This is a genomic window from Staphylococcus sp. AC872 (assembly GCF_979255425.1).
The window spans coordinates 421,402-447,801 of record NZ_CEEDKW010000001.1 but is presented as its reverse complement, the minus strand read 5'-3'; the positions used below and the strand labels follow the sequence as shown (position 1 = coordinate 447,801).

The following is a 26,400-nucleotide window of genomic DNA, read 5'->3' as shown; positions in this document are numbered from 1 at the left end:
TTAATACAAATGGCGCTATGAAAGGAAAAATCATAGTGCCATTTTTTATTTTAAAATAATTAACGATATATCGTTGACTAATTTCGATATATCGTTTAATATATCGATATATCGAAAAAAGAAAGGTGATTAACATGTTTAATAGAAATAATAATCGTATAAATAGAGGTATGAGACATTTTGAAGGATTTGATATGAACAGAGGCCAAGGTAGAGGGCCAGGTCAGTTTGGAGACTTTAGACAAATGAATGGTAGAGATAGATTCTTCAAAAAAGGAAATTTACAATTTGTAATTTTAGAAATGTTAAAAGAGGAACCAAGACATGGTTACCAAATTATTAAAGATTTAGAAGAAAAATTTAAAGGTTTTTATTCTCCAAGTCCAGGTTCAGTGTATCCTATTTTACAAATGTTAGAAGATAGAGACTTTGTCACAATCACTAAAGATGGCAATAAAAAAGTGTATTCAATTACAGAAGAAGGTCAACAATTTGTTGATGAAAACAAAGAAAATAGTGATTTTTCAGAACGCATGGCGCAATTTGAAAATGTAGACTTTGAAGAAATGAAACAATCACGCGAAAAGTTACACGATTTATTCCATTTATTTATGAAAGCATCAAAAGAATCTATGCAAGACAATGATAAAAAAGAACAGTTAGATAAGATTATAAAAGAGACAAAAGAGAAATTAGAACAATTATCTAAATAGAGATATAGTTGTACTGTAGAAGGTCTATTCAATAAAAAACAAAGAATAGGAATTATCGGTGCAGGTCCAGGAGAATTAATGTTTAGTCAAAATAGTACACAAAAATTTGGTGATTTTTTCAACCAAGCTTTTGATGAAGCATAAAAAATAAAAATGATATAAAGAAAGGTCGTGCAGTTTTCCTGCACGACCTTTTTTTAATGTGGAAATTAGTTTTTATTAACTGATGCATCGTAGATTGAATCTACAGCGTCACCTAATGCTTTATCGAATTCTTCTTGAGATTGGCTAGCTCTTAAGTCACTAGCTAATGCACGTGAGAAGCTTGCGATAAGTTCATCGTTATCTTTTAATAATTTGTTAGCTTCATCTCTGCTGTAACCACCAGAAAGTACTACAACACGTACAACATTTGGATGTTGAGCTAATTCTTTATATAAGTTAGGTTGAGTTGGGATAGTTAATTTAAGCATTACTAATTGATCACTGTCTAAACTATCTAAACCTTTTTTAAGTTCATCTTTTAAGACATTTTCAATTTCAGCTTTATCTTTAGCATTGATATTTACTTCAGGTTCAATAATTGGTACTAAACCTTTTGCAATAATTTTTTTAGCGAATTCAAATTGTTGTTCAACAACATCTTTGATACCTTGTTCGTTTAATTCTAAAATGTTTGAACGCATTTTAGTACCAAAAATATGACGTTCATTAGCACGATCTAATGTCTCGTCTAAATCGTCAATTGGTTTCATTAATTGAACACCGTTTTGTTCTTCAGCTAAACCTTTATCAACTTTTAAGAAAGGAACAACGCCTTTATCAGCTAAATAGTCTCCAGTATATTTACCTTCAACTTCACGGTCCATTGTTTGTTCGAAAAGAATTGCACCTAGGATTTTATCAGCTGAGAATGATGGTGAAGTTACCACGCGAGTACGCATGTCATGCACAAGTTTGAACATTTCATCGTCATTGCTATATTCATCTTCGTTTACACCATATTCTTTAAGTGCTTTAGGGGTACTACCGCCACTTTGGTCTAATGCAGCGATAAATCCTTTACCATTCTTCATTTTTTCTAATTGTTCTTTATTCATACTTTCCACTCCTTAACTTAACTTTCATCTACAGTATGATAAAAAATATTGTTATTCTCAAGCGATTCAACTTATAATTACCTAGAAAATTACACTATAATAGTATAAAGTCAAAAAATCGCCTTATAATGTGATGATTTGAAGGAGGATAACAATGTATAACAAAGTTCTAGTTATAGGTAGTCCAGGGAGCGGTAAATCTGCGTTAAGTACTCATTTGTCTAAATATATGAGCTTGCCTCTTTATCATTTGGATCAAATCAATTGGAAAGATGATAATCAGACCATAGAACAAGATGAATTGATTAACGAAATCAAAGATATCTTGATACAACAATATTGGATTATTGATGGTAATTATATAGACACATTAGAACTGAGAGTAAGTCATGCTGAAGTTGTTATTTGGTTACAAGAAAAAAGAGTGACGTGTATATGGAGAGTACTAAAACGATATTTCCTACATGTCATTTGTAAGCAAACGATTGGAAAGAATCCTAAAACAATGAGTCTAGCGTTTTTAAAATTTATTTGGGATTTTCCAAAGATTAATAATGAACAAATAAAGAAGTTACAACGTAAGTACCCAGAGAAATTATGGATTATCAAATAAAGAGATTAAATATATGTAATGTACATGCTATGTATGAAATATGATAATATATAATATAAGAAAAGATTAATGATTTTTAAAATTTTGTACCACTACATAAATTGTCTGTAAAAATCATTTTCAATACATAAAAGGGGATTAAGGATGAAGCAAAAGAAAATTTGGATTACATTAGCAGCAAGTGCATTAATAATTACTGGTTGTAGTTCCGGTCATGAGAATGATAAATCAAAAGATAATAAAGCAGAACAAACGGCTAACCAAAGAAATAAAGTCGCTTATCCTAAAGATGGTGTGAAAGGCATCTACGTTACAAGTAATTCAACACAAGGAGATAAAATTGACCAATTAATTAAATACGTGAAAGATGCCAAATTAAATGCAATGGTTATCGATGTCAAAGATGACGAAGGTAATGTCACTATGAAATTTAATACTGGAAATAAATTAATCGATAAAAATACTATGGATATTGCAGATGCTAAACCATTATTGAAAAAGTTAAAAGATAATGACATTTATCCTATCGCAAGAATCGTTACATTTAAAGATACTAAACTAGCTAAAGAACATCCAGAATGGTCATATAAAGAGAAAGATGGTTCTGTTTGGCAAAATGGTAAAGGGGATAGTTTTGTAAACCCATTTGTTAAAGATGTTTGGAAATATAATGTAAGTATTTCTAAAGAAGCAGCCAAAGCTGGTTTCCAAGATATTCAGTATGACTATGTTAGATTCCCAGAAGGATTTGAAAATGAAGCTGATCAATTAGATTACGATAAAGGTGATTATAAAAATAGTAAATTAAGTAAAGGCGATCAGCGTGTAGATGCTGTTACAAGTTATTTAGAATATGCACGTAAAGAATTAAAACCATACAATGTGAAAATATCAGCAGATGTCTTTGGGTATTCCGCATTAGTGAAAAATGCACCAGGTATTGGTCAAAGCTTCCCTAAAATCTCTAAAAACGTAGATGCTATTTCTTCTATGATTTATCCATCACATTGGAGTCCAGGAGATTTTGGATTAGAAGCACCTGATACTGAACCATATAAAACGGTTAATAGATATATCCAAAAAGAAAATAGTATATTAGATTCATTAGGTAAACAAAAACCAATTTCTCGTCCATGGATTCAAGACTTTACTGCTTCATATCTTGGAGAAGGTAACTATAAAGAATATGATGCAAAAGCATTATCTGATCAAGTACAGGCTTTAAAAGATAATGGCGTTAACGAATTCTTATTATGGAATGCTGGCAATGACTATACTAAAGGTGCCAACTTCAATCCTGAAAAAGGAAAGAATCAAGATAAAGATTACCAAAAAGAGAAAAAAGATAAATAGTTAATTAAAAACACCTCTAATGCATACGATGCACTAGAGGTGTTTCTTTCAAAGTATTTAATTTAAAATAGCATTTGATCGCTACCAAATGTGTCATTTAATGCTTGCTGAGCAAGTACGTTTAAGTAATTCCAAGGTCTGTCGTAGTCAGGTTGGAAGAAGAAGTCTTGTACTGCGAGTTGTTCTAAAGTATAACCAGCTGAAATGGCAATGGACATGGTGTTGATTGATTCAGTAATATTATCTTTAGACATAAGTTGTGCGCCTAAAATTTTATGACTATCTTCATCATAGATAATTTTCATGTGTACAGGGATTTCATCTTGCATGAATTTTGGACGAATAAGTTCTTTGACATATTTTTGTCCTAAGTTTCCATTATAATGATCTTGTTCTGTACCATGAACACCTGTTTGACCAAATTTATAATCAAACAATTGTAAACCAGATGTACCAGAAACGCGAGGCATTGTCATATCATGGCCTAACATATTTTTAGCTGCTGTTACACCTTGTCGACGTGAATTGGTTGCTAAAGCAATATATCGATTTTCTTCAACTGGTGCAAATGGAACAAGTGTTGCATCGCCACCAGCATAGACATCTTTAGCAGATGTTTGTTGTTGATGATTAATATTAATGACGCCTTTTTTGCCTAAATCTATTTTACCTTCTAACCAATCTGTTGCTGGTTGGACACCTACGGCAAATAGTACTGTATCTGCTTCGTACTCGTTTTTATCTGTGATGACTTTAGTTACATTTCCTTGTTCATCACCGTTTAAGGATTGAACTGTTTCGCCACCTATAAATTCTAATCCGTGTTCTTTAGCGTTATCCTCAAGAATATCAGTAAATTCTTGGTCTAAATACGTACTTAAAATACGATCCGCGACATCAATAACTTTCGTTTGAATACCAGCTTTAGCGAAGGCTTCTGCTGCTTCGATACCGATATAGCCACCACCAACGACAACTGCTTTTTTGGCGTTTGACATACGTGATTTTACTTGATTAGCCCAATCTCTGCCACGCATGAATAAAACATGATTGTATTGATCGATACCTTCAACTGGAGGTGTGACCGGTTTTCCTCCTGGACTTAAGAAGAGTTTGTCGTAATTTACTTGCTCAGTATTACCATTTTGATCAACTGTAATGACTTTTTGTTCAGTATCTATATCAGTAACGGTGCTATTAACATGAATGTTAACACCTTGATCTTTATATGATTGTTCATTCGCATAGTGTAATGAATCTAGAGATGGTGATACATCTTCTAAGTAACTTTGTATACCACAAGATAGGAAAGAAGGTTTGTCACCACTTTCATATACATGTATATCAGCGTCTTTGTCTTCTTTAAGTAGTGTTTGGATGACCTCATATCCAGCATGAGATGTACCAACAATAATGTATTTCATTCTATTACCTCCTATTAGAATGGTTTATAATCATGAAAATAATTTTATTTCGTCTACAAATTATGTTTACCACTATATTTATTTTTTATTCACATAATCGGCAATTAGAGGCAATGTTCAAAAATTTGTCATGATTAACGGTTTTGAAAACATAAAAAAGAGGTCAGGACAAAAGTGTTTAGGATATGAACAGAACCGAACGATGATAAAGAACTACTTCCTTATTCATAGGTTAGTAGTTCTTACAAACTCAATAGTTGAGTTTGTTCATTTGAATTGTTTTCCAAATTTTGTCGAATCGTGAGCGTTTGCCCAACTTGCATTGTTTGCAGAAATTGGAATACCAATTTCTCTATGTTGGGTCCCTTCTGCCGATAATCCTGCTTTCGGGATGCCGTTAATCGGTTTCCTAGAGCACAAAAACTTTATATCTCAACCTCTTTTTTGAATATATGAATTATGAAATTTTTCTTAATGGTCTTTGGCTAATGAAAGCTATGCCTGCTACTAGGGACAGCACTGCTAATGCATCAGTAGATCTTGTGTCATCCTTACCTGACTCTGGTAATTCGTTAGATTTCACTTTACCAACATAATACGCATTTAACTCTTTAGTGCTATCTACTGAGGCATTCTCTTGTTGGCTTTCATTATTTTCTTCATAGCTTTTGGCACTGATACCTTGGCCTGTATAGTTATCTGATGAATTTAAAGAACTATAATCTCCGAAATTACCACTTTTATATTGAACTTCTCCATTTTTGTAAACTTTATATGCACCAACGCCGGCACCAGACTTATTATTAATATTAATGATAAAATAAGATCCTTTATCTTTGACGTTGTTGAAATTTTGTAAGTCGGGATTACCGCCGCTATTTTTCATAGCTTGTTGTGCAACATTGATGGCATTGTCTGCAGTGACTTCTTCAGCTTTGGCCTCACTTACGAAAGATGCTGAAAATAAAACAGTGCTAGCTAAAACAGTTGTTGCTATTATAGAGCGTTTCTTCACAATGAAAACCCCATTTCCAATTAGAGAATGATTTAATTCCTTTTACATTAATAGTGTACCACCATTTTTTTCTGAATAAGCCTTTTTAAATGAATCAATACTCAAACTTAAAGCTAATTTAAAGAACTTAATAAATGATTTAGAAATGGATATTAAATGTTATAGATAAACCCAATAGATTAGAAGATAAACAAATTACTTATTTACAATTATTGTGTAATTAGATATATGTTTTTGAAATAAGATAGTTTATAATAAATTTATAATGTAATGTATATACAAAATATAAATAAAGGGGATTCTTTAATGAAAAAATTAGCTGGCACATTACTAACAGCATCTATAGTATTAGCAGGTTGTGGGTTAGGGAATAATGACAATGATAAAGGAAGTTCTAAAGTATCTGATGATTCAACAAGTAAGAGTCATCAAAGCAGTGATAATAAAGATAATCACTCATCACAATCGAATCAAAGTTCAAGTCAATCATCTTCAAAGAGTTCAAAAGCACAACAAGAAAATACCAATACCCAAGATTATTATGCTAAAGTTTGGCTTACAGTATTTAAAGACTACCGTGGAAGTGGTGAAGTAGAGAATCATATATCAGCTATGTCTCATACTGATGTTAGTGGTGAAGCAATTAACCCATACAATAAAGAGGCATCAGAAAAATATCCAGATGGCGTTCAAATTATAAGTGGTACACCAACAGCTGCTGGTCATGTTATATATAAAAATAATGGGGATGGTACAATAACGACTTATGGCACGCCATCTCATTTCCAAGACCGTCGTTGGATGGAAGATGATTATACAAAATCTGAAACAAAACGTATTTTAGATAATGCTAATACGATTAAGTTATATGATGCGAGTCAAGATGAAATTGATAAAGTTAAAGGTTACTTTAATGAATCAGATTCAGTGCCCGCGACTGATGATGATGTATCAAACGATTCATCTGACGATTCAGATGATGACACGTCTTCAGATTCTAGTGATACAACAGTGACTCGTGATAATGTTATTGATATAGTTGAAGACTATGAAGGTCATAAATTGGATACATCAACATATACGTATAAAGAACCTGAGAAAAATAGCGATGGAGAATGGGGATTCTCATTCACAGATAAAGACGGTAACTTAGCAGGCTCTTATATTATTGATGAAGATGGAAATGTAACGAAATACGATGAAAATGGTGACGAAGAATAATCATCATTCAATTAGCGATAGGCTAGGATATAAATATATATTTCAAGTTACATTCATATTTAGGTCGTAGTTGACTGTAAAGTCATTCTTTTTCTTTAGAAAGTAGTATTTCTTATGCATGAGTTTCACTCATGTATTTCTAAATTTAAAGTACACATTAGCTGTGGCTAATGCGTAAGAACCACTACATAATCAATGATTAGTGGTTCTTTATTATTTCTGTCCCACTCCATTGTTTTATAAATGTAATTTTGAAATAGCAAAGATACAGAAATACATGAATACTACAAAGATCATATGTGCAATGAGCCACCAAATCCATTCTGTCGCATTAAATACAAAGAATGATCTTTGAGCGATGGCAATGAGGAAAGGATACATACCGATAAATATCACTAATAAAGGTAGATAGGCTAAGTGATAGAGTAGTTTTGATATATTGTAAAGTACCATGAAGATGAGATAAATCATCAAACCTATAGACAGATGTATGATGACTTCCATCCATGTTGGTACAAGTTTAGGGTTAACTAGAAAATCTATATTTAATAATAGCTGTGTTAGATGAGTATGCTGTATGAGAACATCTAAAATCATAGTACTGAGTAATAATACAAAGGATGAAGCAACAGCACTTAAAAAGTGGTAAGTCAGTCTTAGAATAATACCCCTCCTAGTCCACGTTTGATGTATATTTTATTCCCTAATACGGATAACATATACATACAAAAAAGATATCTATTTTATTTAGTTAGAATTTTCGGAAAATATTTACAAATCTGAAAATTATTAGTATATTGAGTACTATCATCAAATCGAAATCATTTTATAACTGAAGCATATGAATCATCTTTTTAATCGTCAGTAATGAAGTGAAGTTTAATTAAGAAAGGATGATTTGATCATGAGTAAAGCACAAGACTTAATAAAAGAAGATGAGCAATATTTTGCTAAATCTGGAAGAATCAAATATTATCCTTTAGCCATTGATCATGGCTACGGTGCAACGCTAGTAGATGTTGATGGAAAAGAGTACATCGACTTATTAGCCAGTGCAAGTTCACAAAACGTGGGTCATGCGCCTAAAAAAGTAACCGAAGCGATTAAAAAGCAAGTTGACAAGTTTGTCCACTATACGCCAGCGTATATGTATCACGAGCCATTAATTCGCTTATCTAAAAAGTTATGTGATATTTCACCCGGTGACTATGAAAAAAGAGTGACATATGGGTTGAGTGGTTCAGATGCCAATGATGGTATTATTAAGTTTGCTCGTGCATATACAGGACGACCTTATATCATTAGTTTTACAAATGCGTATCATGGTTCAACATTTGGTTCACTTTCTATGTCCGCAATAAGTTTGAATATGAGGAAAAAATACGGTCCGCTTTTGAATGGCTTTTATCATATACCGTTTCCTGACAATTATAGAGGTCTATTTGAACAACCTAATGCGAATACTGTAGATGAATATTTAGCACCGCTTAAAGAAATGTTTGACAAATATGTTCCGGCTGACGAGGTAGCATGTATTGTATTAGAAACGATACAAGGGGATGGTGGTCTATTAGAACCTGTACCAGGGTACTTTGAAGCTTTAGAAGGTATTTGTAGAGAACATGGCATTTTAATTGCGGTTGATGATATTCAACAAGGATTAGGACGTACTGGAAAATGGAGTTCAGTAGAGCACTTCAACTTTACACCAGATTTAATTACGTTTGGTAAGTCGCTTGCCGGGGGATTGCCTATGTCAGCTATCGTCGGACGTAAAGAAATCATGGAGACGTTAGAAGCACCAGCACATCTATTTACTACTGGTGCGAATCCAGTTAGTTGTGAAGCGGCCTTAGCTACACTTGAGATGCTTGAAGAAGAACAGTTACTCGAAGCAAGTCTAGAAAAAGGTAAATATGTACGTCAAACAATGGATAGATGGGTCACTGATTATGAATGTATTGGCGATGTCCGTGGTAAAGGATTATCAATTGGTATCGATGTAGTATCTGATTACATTCAAAAGACTCGTGATCCTGAAGCAGCATTAAAAATCTGTAACTATTGCTTTGATAAAGGCGTAGTTATCATAGCGGTAGCAGGGAATGTGTTAAGATTTCAACCCCCACTAGTCATTTCCTATGAACAGTTAGATTATGCATTGTCGACGCTTGAAGATGCGATTCGAGCGTTAAATCGAGGGGAATTAGATCAATATGAAATAGAAGGTCAAGGCTGGTAAATAGATTGTAGAATATAAATAAAAGAGCCGTTCCACAAACGATATTCATTGTGGAACGGCTATATATATGTTTTTATTAAGATTTTTTTGGAGATTTGTAGGCATCATCACGATCTTTTTTAGAATGTCTCATGCCGTAAAGTAAATAGATAAATATACCTACAATGAACCAAATGAGTGTATATAATTTGGCTTCAAAACTTAATCCCCAGAATACTAATAGAACTAGTATGAAAGTGACTGCGGGTAATACTGGGTATAATGGCAGTTTGAAAGATGGGATAGGTAAGTCTTTACCTTCACGTTTTCTAAGTTGATACATTGCTAATGAAACAAACATAAATGCTACTAATGTTCCTGCTGAAATTAATTGAGCTAAGAAAGCAAATGGGAACATTGATCCGATTAAGACACCAATTACTGTTAAAATAACTAATGCTCTATTAGGTAAATGTTTGTTATTTAATTTACCTAACCATGATGGTAATAAACCGTCACGACCAAATGAGTATAACAGTCTTGATCCAGCAAGCATCATACCAATTAAGGCAGTAAACATACCGATAACTGAGATAGCTTGCACAACTGCTGCAACAATACCGTGACCACTTTCGCGTAATGCCCAACCTACTGGTTCAGCGTTGTCAGCATATTGACTGTAATGGAACATACCTACTAATACTAAAGCAACTGCAACAAATAATACTATAGCGACTAATAATGATCCTAAAATTCCTCTTGGCATTGTTTTTTGAGGATTAATTGCTTCAGCAGAGTTGGCAGCGATAGAGTCAAATCCGATATATGCTAAGAAAATCATAGAAACACCAGCATAAATACCTTGCCAACCACCAAAGTCACCTGCATCTGTCACCTTGTGTTCTGGAATAAATGGTACATAGTTACTAAAGTTGATAGCTGTTAGTCCTACAATGACGAATAAGATAATTGCTAATACTTTTAAAATAACTAAAATATTTTCCATACGTGCAGCTTCACTCATACCACGTGATAATAGTAAAGCAGTTAAGATAATAACAATGGCTGCTACAATATCAATGACGCCACCATCACTACCAAATGGATTGGATAATGCTTTTGGTAATTCAATGCCTAAGGGTTTAACTAATCCTCGTAAGTTAGCGGAAAAACCAGAGGCCACAAAGGCGACGGCAATAAAGTATTCAGCTAATAGCGCCCAACCGGCAACCCAACCAAAAAATTCACCAAATAGTACGTTAATCCAAGAATAAGCAGAACCTGCAAATGGCATAGTGGAAGCCATTTCAGCATATGTAAAGGCAACTAATCCTGCCACAATGGCTGCAAGTAAGAATGATAGTGCAACCGCTGGTCCAGCATGCTCAGCTGCTACAACACCAGGTAAAGTAAATATAGACGTAGAAACAATAGTACCTACACCTAAAGCAAGAAAATCGCGAACACGTAAAGTTCTTTTTAAATGGCCATCTTTACTTTGATAGATGGATGGATCTTCTTTTTGTGTTAATCGTTTAAAAAAACTAGACATAATAAACCTCCGTATATCAATGAGTTATATTTAACTGTCATTTTAATAATTTATATCATAGCATAAAAAACGCATGTTTTGTCTAAAAATTCTGAAAAATCAAAACTTTCTTATTCAATTCTGTTATACGTGACATAAATTAACATTATGTAATATGTCTACAAAATGGCAGTAGCTATCCAAATTGTATATACTTTGAAATAAAGTATTACAATTAGAGCTATCCTTGCCGAGGTGACTCTAAGAAATAAAGTTAGCAGTTATTTCTGTTTCACGCTCAAATTTAAAAGGATAAACTTGATTATAACAGAAAATATCGGGATAAGAAGTATTTTTTTATAAATGTGAACGATATTTTAGCTTTTTACAACATATTCTATACAATGAAGGTATATAAACATACCAATGGACTATATGTTCCATATTACTATAATAAAAAACGTTGAGGCGATAACGATGGCTTTAGAAAAATTTATGCGAAGAAATATATATCAGAGTAAGGAAATGGCTATACTCTTAACCTTTGTTGGTGGATATATTGATGCTTATACCTTTTTAAGTCGAGGAGGCACACTAGCAGCAGGTCAAACAGGAAATATTATATTTCTTGCTTCAGAGGTATCACATAGAGATTTAACTGGTGGTATGTTGAAGATTGCTTCAGTTGTATCCTTTATGATTGGCGTAATGTTTGTGTCTTTAATTCATCATCAAATGGCAACACGGTATTGGAGATTAGTCTCATTATTGCCTATTACAATAAGTTGTCTTGTTGTAGGATTTTTACCAATGAGTATACCTAATTTGTATATTTTACCACCGCTAGCATTTGGTATGGCAATGCTTACAACCTCATTCAGTAAAATAGAAGGGGAAGGTTATAACAATACCTTTTCAACGGGGAACCTTAAAAATGGTGTGATAGCACTGAGTGAATATATATTAAATGGCGATACTGCCCAATTGAGAAAGGCTAAACTTTACATTAGAATAGTATTAAGTTTTATTATTGGAGCTATTATTTCAGCAGAAGTTCAAAAATATATAGGCACTTATGCCATATTAGTTGCAGCAATGATTCTAATAGTGATATTTATCTTTTATAGTATTTTAATTTATAGAAGAGAGCATACGGTGGAATAACTTTCAAAATTCAAATTAAGAGGTTAGCGCTATGGAAATAAAACAGATCAAATATTTTGTTGAAACTGTTCGACGTGGTGGCATGACGCAGGCATCAGAACATTTATATATTGCACAGTCAACGATCAGTAAAGCAATCAAAAGTATAGAAAACGAATATGATATTACATTATTTGACCGTTCACAAAAGCAAATTAAACTGACAGACATCGGTCAGACATTTTATGATAACAGCTTAGAATTTTTAGCATTGTTCGAGAAACTATCACTAGAAATGAACGATGTGATGAATGTACAAAAAGGTCATATTAGAATAGCCCTATCGCCCATGATGAATGTTCAATTATTTACAGACAGTTTAAATCAATTTCATCAACTCTATCCGAAAGTCACGTATGAGGTAATGGAGGGTGGAGGTAAAATAGTAGAAAACCTCACAGAAACAGATGAAGTAGATATAGGTATCACGACATTACCTGTTGATGCGACTTTATTTCATTCGGTACCATTGTATAATGAAGAGCTATTACTTGTTGTGAGTAAAGACCATGCTTTGGCACAACAAGAAAAAGTAGATTTAGCTGAACTAAAAGAAGAAGAGTTTGTGCTATTTCATGATGATTATTACTTAAAAGATCAAATTATCGAGAACTGTAAACGATTAGGATTTTATCCGAAAACTGTAGCGAATATATCTCAGATTAGTTTTATCGCGAATATGATTAGTCAAGGCATTGGTATTAGTGTCGTACCAGAAAGTTTAGTACATTTAATGGGAGATAATGTGAAGGCATTGAAACTAGAAAATGCAGAGTTATCATGGCATTTAGGTTTAATCTGGAGAAGAGATGCATACCTTAACTTTGTAACGCGCGAATGGATACAATTTATAAGGGATTTAAGAGAGAAGTAGTCATCCTTAAATATCAAAAGGAATGCTTAAATTTAAAAATACTTTGATGTCAAAGCGCATCAAAGTATTTTTTATTACTTTTTTCTATATATAATGTATTCCTTTTAGGAATGTAATTAATCGAAAATATGTATTTTATTAATACTTCGAGAGAGGCTATAATGAATGATGTAAGGCACATAAAACCAACAAATTGGTGACGTTAACATCATTCACCCCCTTGTATGTTTACACATAAAATTTAATAAAGTATATTTAAAATGAAGTCGGATTTAATTGTAATTTATTATAAATGAATGAGATAAAAACGTAAACTTTAATCTTTATCTCTTCAAAGTGAAGGAGTTTTTCAATATGAAAAAATTTGGTAAAAAAGTTGTTTTAGTTGGGGATGGCTCTGTAGGCTCTAGTTATGCTTTTGCAATGGTCACACAAGGTATTGCAGATGAATTTGTAATTATTGATATTGCTAAAGATAAAGTGAATGCAGACGTTCAAGATTTAAACCACGGTGCACTTCACAGTGATTCACCAGTTGTTGTTAAAGCTGGAGAATATAGCGATTGTAAAGATGCTGATTTAGTAGTTATTACTGCTGGAGCACCACAAAAACCAGGTGAAACACGTTTACAATTAGTAGAGAAAAACACAAAAATTATGCATAGCATTGTGACAAGTATTATGGATAGTGGTTTTGATGGTTACTTCCTAATTGCGGCAAATCCAGTAGATATCTTAACTCGTTATGTTAAAGAATTAACTGGTTTACCAGCTGAACGTGTTATCGGTTCAGGTACAGTATTAGACTCTGCAAGACTTAGATATTTAATCAGTAATGAGTTAAATGTAGCTCCTGCAAGTGTGCATGCTGCAATCATTGGTGAACACGGTGACTCAGAATTAGCAGTATGGTCTAAAGCAAATATCGCTGGTATTTCAGTATTCGATACGCTTAAAGAGCAAACAGGTAGTGAAGCTAAAGCACAAGAAATTTATGAAAAAACTAGAGACGCTGCTTATGAAATTATTCAAGCTAAAGGTTCAACATACTACGGTATTGCATTAGCCTTATTAAGAATTTCAAAAGCTTTATTAAACAACGAAAACACAATTTTAACAGTTTCTTCACAATTAAATGGAGAATATGGATTTAAAGATGTATACATTGGTGTACCAACATTAATTAACGAAAATGGTGCAAGTAAAATTTATGAAACACCATTAAGCGATCACGAAAAAGAATTGTTTAAACAATCTGTTGAGGCATTAGAAGCTTCATATGATTCAGTGAAACATCTTTTAGACCAATAGAACATGAATAATAATCTTTAATGTATAAATGAGCAACGGGGAATTGTTTTCACACTGATGTTATCGTCAAGATAAAATAAAATGTGAGCATTGGAAGGAAATGAATATAATGGCAGACAAAAAATATACTGCAGCCGATATGGTCATAGACACGTTAAAAAATAATGGTGTAGAGTACGTATTTGGTATTCCAGGTGCAAAAATTGACTATTTATTTAACGCACTTGAAGACGATGGACCTGAACTTATTGTTACGCGTCACGAGCAAAACGCAGCAATGATGGCCCAAGGTATAGGACGACTAACTGGTAAACCTGGTGTCGCACTTGTAACGAGTGGTCCAGGTGTAAGTAACTTAACGACTGGACTATTAACAGCAACATCTGAAGGAGATCCCGTATTAGCTTTAGGAGGACAAGTTAAGCGTAATGATTTATTACGTTTAACACATCAAAGTATAGACAACGCGGCTTTATTAAAGTACTCAACAAAATACAGTGAAGAAGTACAAGATCCTGAATCTTTATCAGAAGTCATGACTAATGCTATGAGAACAGCAACATCAGGTAAAAATGGTGCAAGCTTTATAAGTATTCCACAAGATGTGATTTCAGCACCAGTAGAATCAAAAGCAATAGCACTATGTCAAAAGCCTAATTTAGGTGTTCCTAGTGAGCAAGATATTAATGATGTGATTGATGCAATTAAAAATGCAGCATTCCCTGTTTTACTTGCTGGTATGAGAAGTTCAAGTGCAAATGAAACAAATGCTATCCGTAAATTAGTTGAAAGAACAAACTTACCAGTAGTAGAAACATTCCAAGGTGCTGGTGTCATTAGTCGCGAATTAGAAAATCACTTCTTTGGCCGTGTAGGATTGTTCCGTAACCAAGTAGGTGACGAATTACTTCGTAAAAGTGATTTAGTTGTTACAATTGGTTATGATCCAATTGAGTATGAAGCAAGCAATTGGAATAAGGAATTAGACACGAAAGTGATCAATATTGACGAAGTTCCAGCAGAAATTACAAATTATATGCAACCTACTAAAGAATTAATTGGTAATATTGCAGGAACTATTGAAATGATATCTGACAAAGTAGATGAACCATTTATTAACCAACAACATTTAGATGAATTAGAGCAGTTAAGAGCACATATCATTGAAGAAACAGGTATTAAAGCAACTCATGAAGAGGGTGTATTACATCCAATCGAGATTATCGAATCTATGCAGAAGATGTTAACTGACGACACAACAGTTACTGTTGATGTTGGAAGTCATTATATTTGGATGGCGCGTAAATTCAGAAGTTATAATCCAAGACATTTATTATTTAGTAATGGTATGCAAACATTAGGTGTTGCATTACCATGGGCGATTTCTGCAGCACTTGTACGTCCAAATACACAAGTTGTCTCAGTGGCTGGTGATGGAGGATTCCTATTTTCAGCACAGGATTTAGAAACAGCTGTTCGAAAAAATCTAAATATCATACAATTAATTTGGAATGATGGTAAGTATAATATGGTTGAGTTCCAAGAAGAAATGAAATATGAACGTTCATCAGGTGTAGATTTTGGTTCAGTTGATTATGTGAAATATGCAGAAGCTTTTGGAGCAAAAGGTATGCGTGTCACAAATCAAGAAGAATTAGAAGCGGCTATCAAAGAAGGCTATGAAACAGAAGGCCCAGTATTGATAGATATTCCAGTTAACTATAAAGATAACATGAAGCTTTCAACAAACATGTTACCTGATGCATTTAACTAATAAAGATGAACACAAAGTAGGAGTGAAATCGTTTATGACTAATGTCTTATATCAACACGGAACATTAGGAACATTGATGGCAGGTTTATTAAAAGGTACTGCATCAATTAATGAACTATTAGAACATGGTGATTTAGGTATTGCGACGCTAACAGGTTCTAATGGAGAAGTGATATTTGTAGATGGCAAAGCTTATCATGCCAACGAACATAAAGAATTCGTTGAACTCAAAGGTGATGAATTAACACCTTATGCAACGGTGACAAAATTCACAGCAGATACAACATACCAAACTAAAGATAAAACTTCTGAAGCTGTTTTTGATGAAGTGAAGGAAAAAATGCTTAGTGAAAATTTATTTTCAGCAGTGAAAATTTCTGGATTGTTTAAAATGATGCATGTACGTATGATGCCTGGTCAAGAACCACCATACACTCGTTTAATCGATTCAGCACGCAGACAGCCTGAACAAACCGAAACATATATCAAAGGATCTGTAGTTGGATTCTTCACACCGGAACTTTTCCATGGTGTAGGTTCAGCAGGATTCCATGTGCACTTTGCTAATGATGATCGCAACTTTGGTGGCCATGTATTAGATTTTGAAGTTGAAGATGTTAAAGTTGAGATTCAGAACTTTGAAACTTTCGAACAACATTTTCCAGCTCATGATGAAACATTTAATAATGCTACTATTGATTATAAAGATATTGCGGAAGAAATAAGAGAAGCCGAATAATTATAAATGAAGCCTGAGGTAAGTGATGTCTTGCCTCAGGCTTTGTTAAATTATTAGAAAAGTTATTAAAATTGAGATTGATAGGCTGATAAAAATGCATAAACCGTATTAAGGTAAGGTGTCATTATATGATATTCTTGAGCCTTCCTATAAATGTATCCTTGGATAGCCTCCATTTCTAAAGGTCTTCCAGATGTGATATCATAGTACATACTTGTTCCCATTTGATCAGGGTACCCCTCATATATAGTCATAATAGAGTCGAGTGTATTCACATCGAAATTGAGTCCTTCAGCACGTGCTACGGCAATTCCCTCTGAAATGATTCCACGACAAATGTCCCGAATATGTGATGAATGTAATAATTTAGCAGTATCTCGACCCAACGCAGTAATTGAATTGATACCTAAATTAACTAATAGTTTATACCATATTATTTCTTCTATATTCTCTTCGAGTATGATTTCAATATTCGTTTGGTCAGTTAACTTTTGTAATTTTCGAGTCCTTGGTGTATCTTTCAAGTGAAGGCGATAGTCTCTAAAATGAGTGACATCATTGTTGTTTTTCTGACCACTAATATAGACAACAGCTTGATATGAATTTGGATAAGGTATATGTTCTAATTGTCCATAGCCATTTTGAGCGAGAATGATTATAGTCTCTTCATGAATAATAGGCGATAATTGAGTAATAACTGATTCTAATTGATATGTTTTAACCGCAATAAATACAATATCAAGGGGTTGTGTTATATCTTGATAAGGCGTTACAGAGATTGTTTTAGGTTGATGTCCATTTTCTGGGAAATAATTTAATGTGTTTTTTTGTTTTCCAATAAGTAAAGTGTCAGGATATGCTTGCTGTAGTTCAATAGCAATCGTTGTTCCAACGGCACCTGGACCAATAACACCAATTGTCATAATATTATTCTTTCCTTTCTGGGATAGATTCATTATACTATTGCTTAATAATATAGGAAATTGAGGATGAATTGAATTGAAAACTATAGCTCAGTTAGTAGAAATGAAAGAACAAAGCAATAAAATTTCAATGGTTACTGCTTATGATTTTCCTAGTGCAAAGCAAGCACAACAAGCAGATATAGATATGATTTTAGTAGGAGATTCCTTAGGAATGACTGTGTTAGGTTATGAAAGTACAGTTCAAGTTACAATAGAAGATATGATTCATCATGGGAAAGCAGTTCGACGTGGTGCGCCCGATACATTTGTAGTCGTAGATATGCCTATCGGTGCGGTGGGCATCAGTGATGAATTAGATTTGAAAAATGCATTAACGTTATATCAACAAACAGAAGCAAACGCTATTAAAGCAGAAGGTGCACATTTAACATCATTTATTCGTAAAGCCACTCAAATAGGCATTCCTGTTGTTGCACACTTAGGGTTAACACCACAAAGTGTTGGCGTTATGGGATATAAATTGCAGGGTAGTACAAAAGAAGCTGCATTACAGTTAATTAAAGATGCGCATCATGTAGAAGAAGCTGGTGCAATTGCACTTGTACTCGAAGCGATTCCTAGTGATCTGGCGCAAGAGATTAGTCAACAGCTATCAATTCCAGTGATAGGTATTGGCGCAGGGAAAGATACTGACGGACAAGTATTGGTTTATCATGACATGTTAAATTATGGTGTCGATCGTCATGCCAAATTTGTTAAGCAATATAGTGATTTTTCAATAGGTATTAATGGTTTAAAACAATATAATGAAGAAGTAAAATCAGGCGCATTTCCATCCGAAGCACACACGTATAAGAAAAAAATTATGAGCGAGGTAAATAAAAATGACTAAAGTGATTACAACGGTAAGTGAAATGCAAAGTATTGCTAAAGAATACAAGAGACATGGTCAAACGATTGGTTTTGTACCAACTATGGGTGCATTACATGAAGGGCATTTAAAAATGATGGAATTATCGTCAGAATTTAACGATATAACTGTAGTAAGTATATTTGTTAATCCTTTACAATTCGGTCCAAATGAAGACTTCGATGCGTATCCACGTCAAATTAATAAAGATGTTGAAATGATGGAAGAAATTGATGTGGATTATGTCTTTTATCCAAGTGTAGAAGAAATGTACCCTGATGAATTAGGCGTAACGTTGAAGGTGGGTAAATTAGCCCATGTATTAGAAGGTGCTCAACGACCAGGACATTTTGAAGGTGTTGTAACTGTAGTAAATAAATTGTTTAATATTATTAGTCCAGACTATGCTTACTTCGGTAAAAAAGATGCACAACAATTGGCTATCGTTGAAAAAATGGTTAAAGACTTCAATCATCCAATTGAAATCATTGGAGTTGATATTGTTCGTGAAAAAGATGGACTAGCTAAAAGTTCACGAAATGTATATTTAACAGAAGAGGAACGTCAGGAAGCTGTTCATTTAAGTAAAAGTTTGAAATTAGCACGTGATTTATATAATAATGGTGAACGCAATAGTTCTGTTATAATAGATGAAATTACACAGTATTTATTAGATTATACAAGTGGTCAAGTTGATGAAGTAGCCATTTATAGTTACCCAGAATTAGAAGAGCAATCTAAAATTCAAGGCCAAATCTTTATTTCATTAGCGGTTAAATTTTCTAAAGCACGTTTGATAGATAATATAATAATTGGAGCTGAATAAGTTGATTAGAACAATGATGAATTCTAAAATTCATAGAGCAAGAGTGACGGAATCCAACTTGAATTATGTTGGAAGCATCACGATTGATTCTGATATTTTAGAAGCCGTTGATATACTACCTAATGAGAAAGTAGCAATCGTTAACAACAATAATGGTGCACGTTTTGAAACATACGTCATCGCGGGCGAAAGAGGTAGTGGCAAAATTTGTTTGAATGGTGCCGCCGCAAGATTAGTAGAAGTAGACGATATAGTCATAATTATGACCTATGCACAATTAAATGAAGAAGAATTAAAGTATCATGCACCTAAAGTTGCAGTGATGAATGAACATAATGAAATCATTGAGATGATACATGAAAAAGAAAATACGGTTGTTTTATAAGTCGTATAACTCAATATGAAAATAAAGTCCTAGTAAATCGCAAGATGCGTTTTATTAGGACTTTTAAATTTTAATGAATAAAATAAAAATAATATAGAATAGGATGGTCAAATGGGATATAATTTAGCTAAGTAAGTATAGCGGAGGAATTGAATAGACATGAAATGTCCAAATTGTGGTCAGAATTATCAACAAGAAGATCAATGTTGTAGTCATTGCGGTTACCAATTAACACGTCAAAATGACCATACAACAACTAGTACAACAGCATCTACAATGAAAGAGACTCAACATTATTCTATGAAAACTAACGGTAAAAATACGGAAAGTAGAAGGGATAAAGAAAAATTTAAACAAGGTACAACATCAAATAGCACAAAGAGAAAGTTATCTACGCTAGGTGAAAACGATGCGCATTTTGAAGAAATTATGAAAGACAAAACGGCATCTTTTGAACATAAAATGAAGGATTTAAAAGACGAAAGTAAACAGTTTTTTAACCATGCATTTAAATTATCGGATCAAAACGATGTGATATATAGTTATCGATTATTAGTGACGTTAATGTGCGCTGGATTATTTTTAAGTACGTTATTAGTTATTATTTTATCATCTGATATATTTTTATTATTTCCAGAAAGTTCACCATTCAAAGCTATTTTTTACATGATAGTTATCATTCTAGGTAGTTTGGCTTTATCAGTGAGTATTTTATATTGTATTGTGAAATATACTTTAACCACAGCGATAGAATTTCATAAAGTATTTTCAGATTATATCGTAATTAATACATTTTCAGTATTAGCATTATTGATGGGTCTAGTCTTAGGTATTTTATCTATCTTTAAATTAGCATTGATTATCATATTATTAGCATTTGTTCTATTATATATGATTTCCCCAACGTATATATTAGTAAAATATAGCAGTGTCTATCCTACAAAAATTGCGAGTATATATGGCATTATCATTTACCAATTTGTCATGATGGTAATGGTTTATTTATTAGGGCATATGATTATACAACAAATCATCAATCATTGACAGATGATGAAGCGTCAGCATATTTTTCTTTAATTCAAACAATGGGTGGTTCGGATAGATATATGAAACAAATCAAATCTGCTATCCGCCATCTAGATCAGAGTGAAGCTACATCACAAGATATTAACATTGATGGTGTGACAATTTTAACAATTAAAAAGAAAACGCAATTATATGGTTATATCAAAGAATTTCAATTTGAAATACCACAATTTCGTTTTATATTAGATGCTAAAGATAATGGTAAATTGACATATCAATTAAATGATAATAAGCATGAAATACGTTTAGTGAAAGGTCATATAGTGAGTCTTGAAGCAGTACCATTAGGTGAATATAAATTAAAAGCAACTAAAAAAGTGGGTAATCGTACCTATGATGGCGATATCATATTAAGTTTAAAGCAGTACGGCACAATGGCTAAAGAAGATTTTAGTGAAAAGCGATTTAAAGTAACAACTAAAAATAGTTATATGTTTAAAAAAGTAGAGTTAGTATTAAACGATAAGCATATGGGTAGCGTTAAAGATTACATCACATATGGACCGTATAGTGGAGAAGAAGATTTACTTGTATATGGATTAGGTTATATAGGGAATCAATCATTCAAATCCAATGAAGTGAATGTGCCTTCAATTAACAGCGATGAAAGTCCAGTTAACGTCGTACTTAAATTTAATGAGTCAGAAGTCTTTAATCAGACTCGAAATAAAGATAACCGTGGAATACCAAAAAATTAAATCATATTGATAAAAAAGAGAAGGCGATAAGCACTTCTCTTTTTTTATTGATTTGATAACGATAGAAGGTTTTTGATAGATATTAAAATAAAATAATTTTAGTAAAAATATCTATAAAGGTATTTGGTCTATCTAAAAATATAACTAACTTTAATAAAGATTTTTATAAATATTTCAAAAATCCATAGAAAACAACATAAATATAATGTTATACTTTGCAAAGATTAAAAATAGAAATTGGGGGTAACATTATGAAATGTCCAAATTGTGGTCATCAAGTCGAACAAGATGACGTTTTTTGTGGAGAATGTGGTACTAAATTAGACCGTCAATCTAAAGCAGTCACAGCCGCTGAAAATGATATTCAAAAAGCAGACTCTAATACACAGTCTCATCATTCAACACAACCATCTAGTCACCACACGATCAATTCAACTAGCAATGCCTCACATGAACAATCACAATCTATGAACCAAGATGCTTCATTTAATTCTATGAATCAACATACTGGATCTACAGAAAGTAGTTCAAACTCAAACTTCAATCATAGTCAACAGCAACAAGCGTCAAACAATACTCATCAACAGCAATTCCAAAACCAGCAATATCAGCAACAACATCAACAATTCCAAAATCAGCAATATCAACAACCACCACATGGTTATCAAAAGCAACCTAACCAATTTAGTGAACAAGCTAAAGAGGTTACAGCTGAAAGTAAAGGGTTTTTCAAAAGTGCCTTTGTAGATCCAGACAGAGAAATTAAAAGTATACATACATTTAGTTTCAAATTATTAGGGTCACTTTTAGCAATTGGATTAATTTTAATAGCGATTATTTTATTCTTAGCTATTCCAGAAGAAGTATCTTTATTTACTTCAGAATCTAAAATTGTTTTTTCTATCATTTTTAGCTTAATTATTTTATTAGCTGCAATTGTAGGTGCAACGTTTGCTATTACTAGATTAGTTGTAGTCCAAGCGATACCATTTAAAAAAGTACTTTCAGATTTTGTATTTATAAACAGTGTAACAGTAGCAACATTATTACTATCAATTATTTTATTAATAATGGAAGCATATACGTTTGGTACAGTCGTTCTTATCTTATCTTTCGTTATACTTGTTACGTCAGGTGTTTATCTTATTGCTAAATATAGTGGTATTAATCACACTAGATTTTCTAGCTTTTACGGCATTATTATTTATTTAATTGTTATTTTCATTTTAATGAGAATATTTGGTGAAGTAACATTCTCAAGTATCTTAGAATCATTCAATGAAACAAAAGATTCATTATTTGACAGCTTATTTGGTGGGGGTAGTACGTTTTAATGAAATATTGTAGTAATTGCGGTAATCCTTTACGCCCAGACGTAAAGATATGTACAAATTGTGGTGCACCAGTTAATGGATCATCAAGTACATCACAATCAACTCAAAGTCAAGGAAATGCACAACGACAACAAGGTTATAATAATGCGAATATGCATCAACAGTATGAACCACAACCTAAGAAAAGTAAGAAAAAGGTCATCTTAATTATTTTGATTATTGCGGTGGTATTGGCTATGTTAATTGCCATTTTTGCAATCTTGAAACATCAATTTTCACCTGAAAGTCAAGCGGACAATATCGCACATGCAGTGAAAAAAGATGATGCTAAAGGTCTTGCAAAACAAGTAACATCAGCTAATCATAAATTGAGTGAAGAAGAAGCAAGAGCATATTTAAATTACATTAAAGCTGAAGACGATTTAACTAACGTTGCCAATCAAATTAAAAATAATACTAAAGAAATCAAGCAAGGTAAGTATAAAAGTTTATCAGTCAATGCGAATGATAATAATGTCTTGAATATTGAGAAGAATGGTAAAAAATATTTATTCTTCGATAAGTACAACTTTAATATTCCGCAACAAACGGTATCCATTTATCCTAATGATAGTGGTGACATTACTTATACTTTTAATGGAGAGAAACACCATATTTCTGTTGAGAAAGAAGAAGAAAAAACGTTAGGCGCGTTCCCAATAGGCGACTATAACCTAAAAGCATCTAAGAAGATGGATGGCAAAACGTTTAATGGTGCGCTTGACATTAGTATGAGTGAAGATAAAGCTACTGCCAAGGAATCATTTAAACAAAAGCGTTTCACTGTGACAACTGAAGGCGGCTCAATGTTAGATGATATTAAAATCTATGTGAACGATAAAAATTCAGGAGATGAATCAAAAACGTATGGTCCATATGATCCTGATGAAGAGGTAATTGTTTATGCACAAGGTACATTAGATGGTCAGTCATTTAAATCAAGTTCAGTGAATGTCTCAAGTGCAAGTAATGAAGATGATGGCGTATCTGAAGTTACATTGAAATTTGATGAAGACGCGATTGATGACGCATATGATAAAAAAATGGATGAAGACGATGACAGTGACAGTAGCGACTCAGGTGAAGTGACAAGAAGTAATGTTATCGACAAAGTAGAATCATATGAAGGTCATAAATTAGATACAGATACGTATACGTATAAAGAACCTGAAAAAACGGATGACGGCAAATGGGGCTTCTCATTTGAAGATAAAGATGGAGACTTAGCCGGGTCATATACAGTTGACACAGATGATGGCTATGTAACAGAATATGATGAAGACGGCGAAAAGGTCGGTTCAGGTTACTAAGATTACCATGATTTAAAGTTATCATTTTAATATTCTAGTTAAACAAAAGAAAGGGCCACTCTGATGAGTGGTCCTTTCTTAAATATATATAACATTATTTTGTAACTGGAACGATAAGTTGAGAATCATATTGTCCACCTGTATGAATATGATGAAGACCTTTGTTAACGCGTTCTTCATGTTCATAGCGTGTTTTCATACCAGGCGTACTATTACCTTTAACTATTTCACTACCTTTGACAATAACGACTAATGTTTCACCTTGTTTGAAACGTGTGCCAGATGGTAATAATTCGATTTCAACAGGAACAATGTCACCTTTATTAAGTTTGAGCTCTTGTTCATGTTTATGCCAAGGTTGAGCGATAGTTGATTTGTCTTGGTCTAACTCACGATGAGATGCACGTAACCAACCTGTAGCTACTTGACCTTGTTCAATGTGGTTGAAGTCTGGGAAGTGCACTTCGTTACCACGACGATCTAGTTTCTTAATACCTGCGAATAAGTCCATATCGTCTGCATCATCTGTACTTACCCAAAGTTTTAAGTTCATATTTCCTACTAATTCTGTGTCATGATCGAATGTATAGCTAAAACGCACATCATCTTGTTCATTTTCAGAATCGTATTGAGTTGAACTTTCTTCATTGACAGCATTTTGATTTAAAGTTAAGTCTTTAGCATTTAGATATAAAGGTGTGTAGTTTGTATTTGGTAATGGGAATGCTGTTGCTGTTTTGAATTCACCTTTATAGAATTGATCTCTTACTTCATAAGTAACAGTTGGTGTTTCTTTCCAATCATTATCTTCTTCTTTAAGGTAATAATCGAAGAAGGCTTTTTGGCGTTCAAGGTTTTCTCGAGCATAATAGCTTTCCCATTCTTTACGACCATGGATATATAACCATTTGTCTTCTGAACTTGCTTGTTTAAAGCCTTCAAAAGAACCACGATTGTGTAAACCTTGTGTTGACCAACTTGCACAAGCTAGTAATGGTGTTTTAATTTGATGCAATGGTGCTTGACGTTGTTTCCAATAATCATCGAATAATGGATGGTCTTTTTGAGCTTGAACTAAATCTTCAATATTTGGATTATCAGTCCATCTTGCAAAAATACCTTGAACCCAGAAACGGAAGAAACCTGTATCAGGAATACCGCCATGGAAGGCTACTTCACGATACATATCATTGAGTCCTTCCCAAGGAATCATAGCTTTTAAATGAGGAGGATTTAATGAAGCAACCCACCACTGAGTAACAGCTAGATAAGATACACCATTGGTACCCACATTACCATTACTCCATTCTTGTTTTGCAGCCCATTCGATGACTTCATAGTAGTCTTCAGCTTCACGTTTTGACCAAGGTGATAGAACACCATTTGATTTAGAACTACCTCTTAAAGCAAGTTTAACTACGACATAATCTTGAGGTACCCAGAATCCTGGATCTGGTGATTCTTCTGGTGTGAAACTAGAAGTTGGAATAGGACCTAATGTAGGCCATTGTGCGCCCATGTTAGTGATTTTAGGTTTATTATCTTTACCATAAGTGTCGGCTGACATGACAACAGGAAATTGACCTTCTTTATTCGGACGGAAAATATTGACGTATAATTTTTCGCCATCTTTCATATCTACAGCCACATCTTTTTCCATAATCATTTCTTGATTACCAAATTGTACACTATCTACAACGATATGATTAAGACCTTCTTTAACATCGTTAACATCTGTGACAGTTAATTGAGGATTACCTAATAAATTTCTTGTCATATGAATCACCCTTTTTT

24 protein-coding genes are annotated in these 26,400 nt (G+C 33.2%); 17 read left to right on the top strand and 7 right to left on the bottom strand.

From position 1 onward, the window contains the following. Positions 1-134 precede the first annotated feature (134 nt). Positions 135-713, top strand: a complete 579-nt coding sequence (locus tag ACZ267_RS02250) for a PadR family transcriptional regulator (RefSeq protein WP_002465926.1) — start codon at positions 135-137, stop codon at positions 711-713. Between the two features lie 209 nt (positions 714-922). Here the strand turns inward: ACZ267_RS02250 and ACZ267_RS02245 are convergent, their stop codons facing one another. After that, complete coding sequence (locus ACZ267_RS02245) at positions 923-1,813, bottom strand: fructose bisphosphate aldolase (RefSeq protein ID WP_002451238.1); 891 nt, start codon at positions 1,811-1,813, stop codon at positions 923-925. A gap of 154 nt (positions 1,814-1,967) precedes the next feature. On the opposite strand from ACZ267_RS02245, the gene ACZ267_RS02240 reads away from it, so the two are divergent. Then, on the top strand, positions 1,968-2,426 hold the full coding sequence (locus ACZ267_RS02240) for a P-loop NTPase family protein (protein ID WP_047211193.1): 459 nt from the start codon (positions 1,968-1,970) through the stop codon (positions 2,424-2,426). A 144-nt stretch (positions 2,427-2,570) separates the two neighbouring features. Further along, complete coding sequence (locus ACZ267_RS02235; RefSeq protein WP_047211192.1) at positions 2,571-3,779, top strand: putative glycoside hydrolase; 1,209 nt, start codon at positions 2,571-2,573, stop codon at positions 3,777-3,779. 62 nt (positions 3,780-3,841) lie between these two features. On the opposite strand, the gene ACZ267_RS02230 is transcribed toward ACZ267_RS02235, so the two are convergent. Both ACZ267_RS02230 and ACZ267_RS02225 read right to left on the bottom strand, forming a co-directional pair. Then, positions 3,842-5,203 (bottom strand): FAD-dependent oxidoreductase, encoded by a 1,362-nt coding sequence (locus ACZ267_RS02230; protein ID WP_047211191.1) that lies wholly within the window; start codon positions 5,201-5,203, stop codon positions 3,842-3,844. Positions 5,204-5,660: 457 nt separating this feature from the next. Continuing rightward, the gene (locus tag ACZ267_RS02225) at positions 5,661-6,218 is read right to left on the bottom strand and encodes a hypothetical protein (protein ID WP_047211190.1); all 558 of its coding nucleotides are present in this window, start codon (positions 6,216-6,218) and stop codon (positions 5,661-5,663) included. Positions 6,219-6,524: 306 nt separating this feature from the next. Between ACZ267_RS02225 and ACZ267_RS02220 the strand changes: the two genes are divergently transcribed. Beyond that, entirely contained in the window at positions 6,525-7,439 is a 915-nt protein-coding gene (locus ACZ267_RS02220) for a hypothetical protein (RefSeq protein ID WP_015364661.1), read from the top strand. 237 nt (positions 7,440-7,676) lie between these two features. Here the strand turns inward: ACZ267_RS02220 and ACZ267_RS02215 are convergent, their stop codons facing one another. After that, positions 7,677-8,105, bottom strand: coding sequence for a hypothetical protein (locus tag ACZ267_RS02215; RefSeq protein WP_026088942.1), 429 nt, complete (start codon positions 8,103-8,105; stop codon positions 7,677-7,679). 238 nt (positions 8,106-8,343) lie between these two features. On the opposite strand from ACZ267_RS02215, the gene ACZ267_RS02210 reads away from it, so the two are divergent. Next, the gene (locus tag ACZ267_RS02210) at positions 8,344-9,681 is read left to right on the top strand and encodes an aspartate aminotransferase family protein (RefSeq protein WP_047211189.1); all 1,338 of its coding nucleotides are present in this window, start codon (positions 8,344-8,346) and stop codon (positions 9,679-9,681) included. A 76-nt stretch (positions 9,682-9,757) separates the two neighbouring features. Here ACZ267_RS02210 and ACZ267_RS02205 read toward each other — a convergent pair whose 3' ends face one another. After that, positions 9,758-11,212 carry an APC family permease gene (locus ACZ267_RS02205; RefSeq protein ID WP_047211188.1) on the bottom strand — a complete coding sequence of 485 codons (1,455 nt, stop codon included), beginning with the start codon at positions 11,210-11,212 and terminating at the stop codon, positions 9,758-9,760. Between the two features lie 456 nt (positions 11,213-11,668). On the opposite strand from ACZ267_RS02205, the gene ACZ267_RS02200 reads away from it, so the two are divergent. The 5 genes from ACZ267_RS02200 (at position 11,669) to budA (ending at position 17,092) form a co-directional block, all read left to right on the top strand. Further along, complete coding sequence (locus ACZ267_RS02200) at positions 11,669-12,355, top strand: YoaK family protein (protein WP_047211187.1); 687 nt, start codon at positions 11,669-11,671, stop codon at positions 12,353-12,355. Between the two features lie 31 nt (positions 12,356-12,386). Next, on the top strand, positions 12,387-13,268 hold the full coding sequence (gene cidR / locus ACZ267_RS02195; RefSeq protein ID WP_002450462.1) for a cidABC operon transcriptional activator CidR: 882 nt from the start codon (positions 12,387-12,389) through the stop codon (positions 13,266-13,268). Between the two features lie 354 nt (positions 13,269-13,622). After that, positions 13,623-14,579, top strand: a complete 957-nt coding sequence (locus tag ACZ267_RS02190) for an L-lactate dehydrogenase (protein WP_002465932.1) — start codon at positions 13,623-13,625, stop codon at positions 14,577-14,579. A 109-nt stretch (positions 14,580-14,688) separates the two neighbouring features. Beyond that, positions 14,689-16,353: an acetolactate synthase AlsS gene (gene alsS, locus ACZ267_RS02185; RefSeq protein WP_047211185.1), complete on the top strand. Its 1,665-nt coding sequence runs from the start codon at positions 14,689-14,691 to the stop codon at positions 16,351-16,353. Positions 16,354-16,387: 34 nt separating this feature from the next. Further along, a complete protein-coding gene (gene budA / locus ACZ267_RS02180; RefSeq protein WP_015364664.1) occupies positions 16,388-17,092 on the top strand; it encodes an acetolactate decarboxylase in 705 nt (234 codons plus the stop codon). A 65-nt stretch (positions 17,093-17,157) separates the two neighbouring features. Here budA and ACZ267_RS02175 read toward each other — a convergent pair whose 3' ends face one another. After that, a complete protein-coding gene (locus tag ACZ267_RS02175; protein WP_047211147.1) occupies positions 17,158-18,015 on the bottom strand; it encodes an oxidoreductase in 858 nt (285 codons plus the stop codon). A gap of 76 nt (positions 18,016-18,091) precedes the next feature. On the opposite strand from ACZ267_RS02175, the gene panB reads away from it, so the two are divergent. The 7 genes from panB to ACZ267_RS02140 all read left to right on the top strand — a co-directional run bounded on the left by panB (position 18,092) and on the right by ACZ267_RS02140 (position 24,606). Continuing rightward, positions 18,092-18,910, top strand: a complete 819-nt coding sequence (gene panB / locus ACZ267_RS02170; RefSeq protein WP_002467254.1) for a 3-methyl-2-oxobutanoate hydroxymethyltransferase — start codon at positions 18,092-18,094, stop codon at positions 18,908-18,910. Then, a complete protein-coding gene (gene panC, locus ACZ267_RS02165; RefSeq protein ID WP_002450179.1) occupies positions 18,903-19,754 on the top strand; it encodes a pantoate--beta-alanine ligase in 852 nt (283 codons plus the stop codon). The genes panB and panC overlap by 8 nt, the downstream gene beginning before the upstream one ends. Position 19,755: 1 nt before the next feature. After that, positions 19,756-20,139 carry an aspartate 1-decarboxylase gene (panD, locus tag ACZ267_RS02160; protein ID WP_015364666.1) on the top strand — a complete coding sequence of 128 codons (384 nt, stop codon included), beginning with the start codon at positions 19,756-19,758 and terminating at the stop codon, positions 20,137-20,139. A gap of 159 nt (positions 20,140-20,298) precedes the next feature. Continuing rightward, positions 20,299-21,183 (top strand): zinc ribbon domain-containing protein, encoded by an 885-nt coding sequence (locus tag ACZ267_RS02155; protein WP_047211146.1) that lies wholly within the window; start codon positions 20,299-20,301, stop codon positions 21,181-21,183. Between the two features lie 62 nt (positions 21,184-21,245). Further along, positions 21,246-21,923 (top strand): zinc ribbon domain-containing protein, encoded by a 678-nt coding sequence (locus ACZ267_RS02150; RefSeq protein WP_185639940.1) that lies wholly within the window; start codon positions 21,246-21,248, stop codon positions 21,921-21,923. Positions 21,924-22,174: 251 nt separating this feature from the next. Then, positions 22,175-23,257 carry a zinc ribbon domain-containing protein gene (locus tag ACZ267_RS02145; RefSeq protein ID WP_047211145.1) on the top strand — a complete coding sequence of 361 codons (1,083 nt, stop codon included), beginning with the start codon at positions 22,175-22,177 and terminating at the stop codon, positions 23,255-23,257. Continuing rightward, complete coding sequence (locus ACZ267_RS02140; RefSeq protein WP_047211144.1) at positions 23,257-24,606, top strand: zinc ribbon domain-containing protein; 1,350 nt, start codon at positions 23,257-23,259, stop codon at positions 24,604-24,606. The genes ACZ267_RS02145 and ACZ267_RS02140 overlap by 1 nt, the downstream gene beginning before the upstream one ends. A gap of 94 nt (positions 24,607-24,700) precedes the next feature. Here ACZ267_RS02140 and ACZ267_RS02135 read toward each other — a convergent pair whose 3' ends face one another. Next, a complete protein-coding gene (locus tag ACZ267_RS02135; protein WP_047211143.1) occupies positions 24,701-26,383 on the bottom strand; it encodes a CocE/NonD family hydrolase in 1,683 nt (560 codons plus the stop codon). Positions 26,384-26,400: the final 17 nt, after the last annotated feature.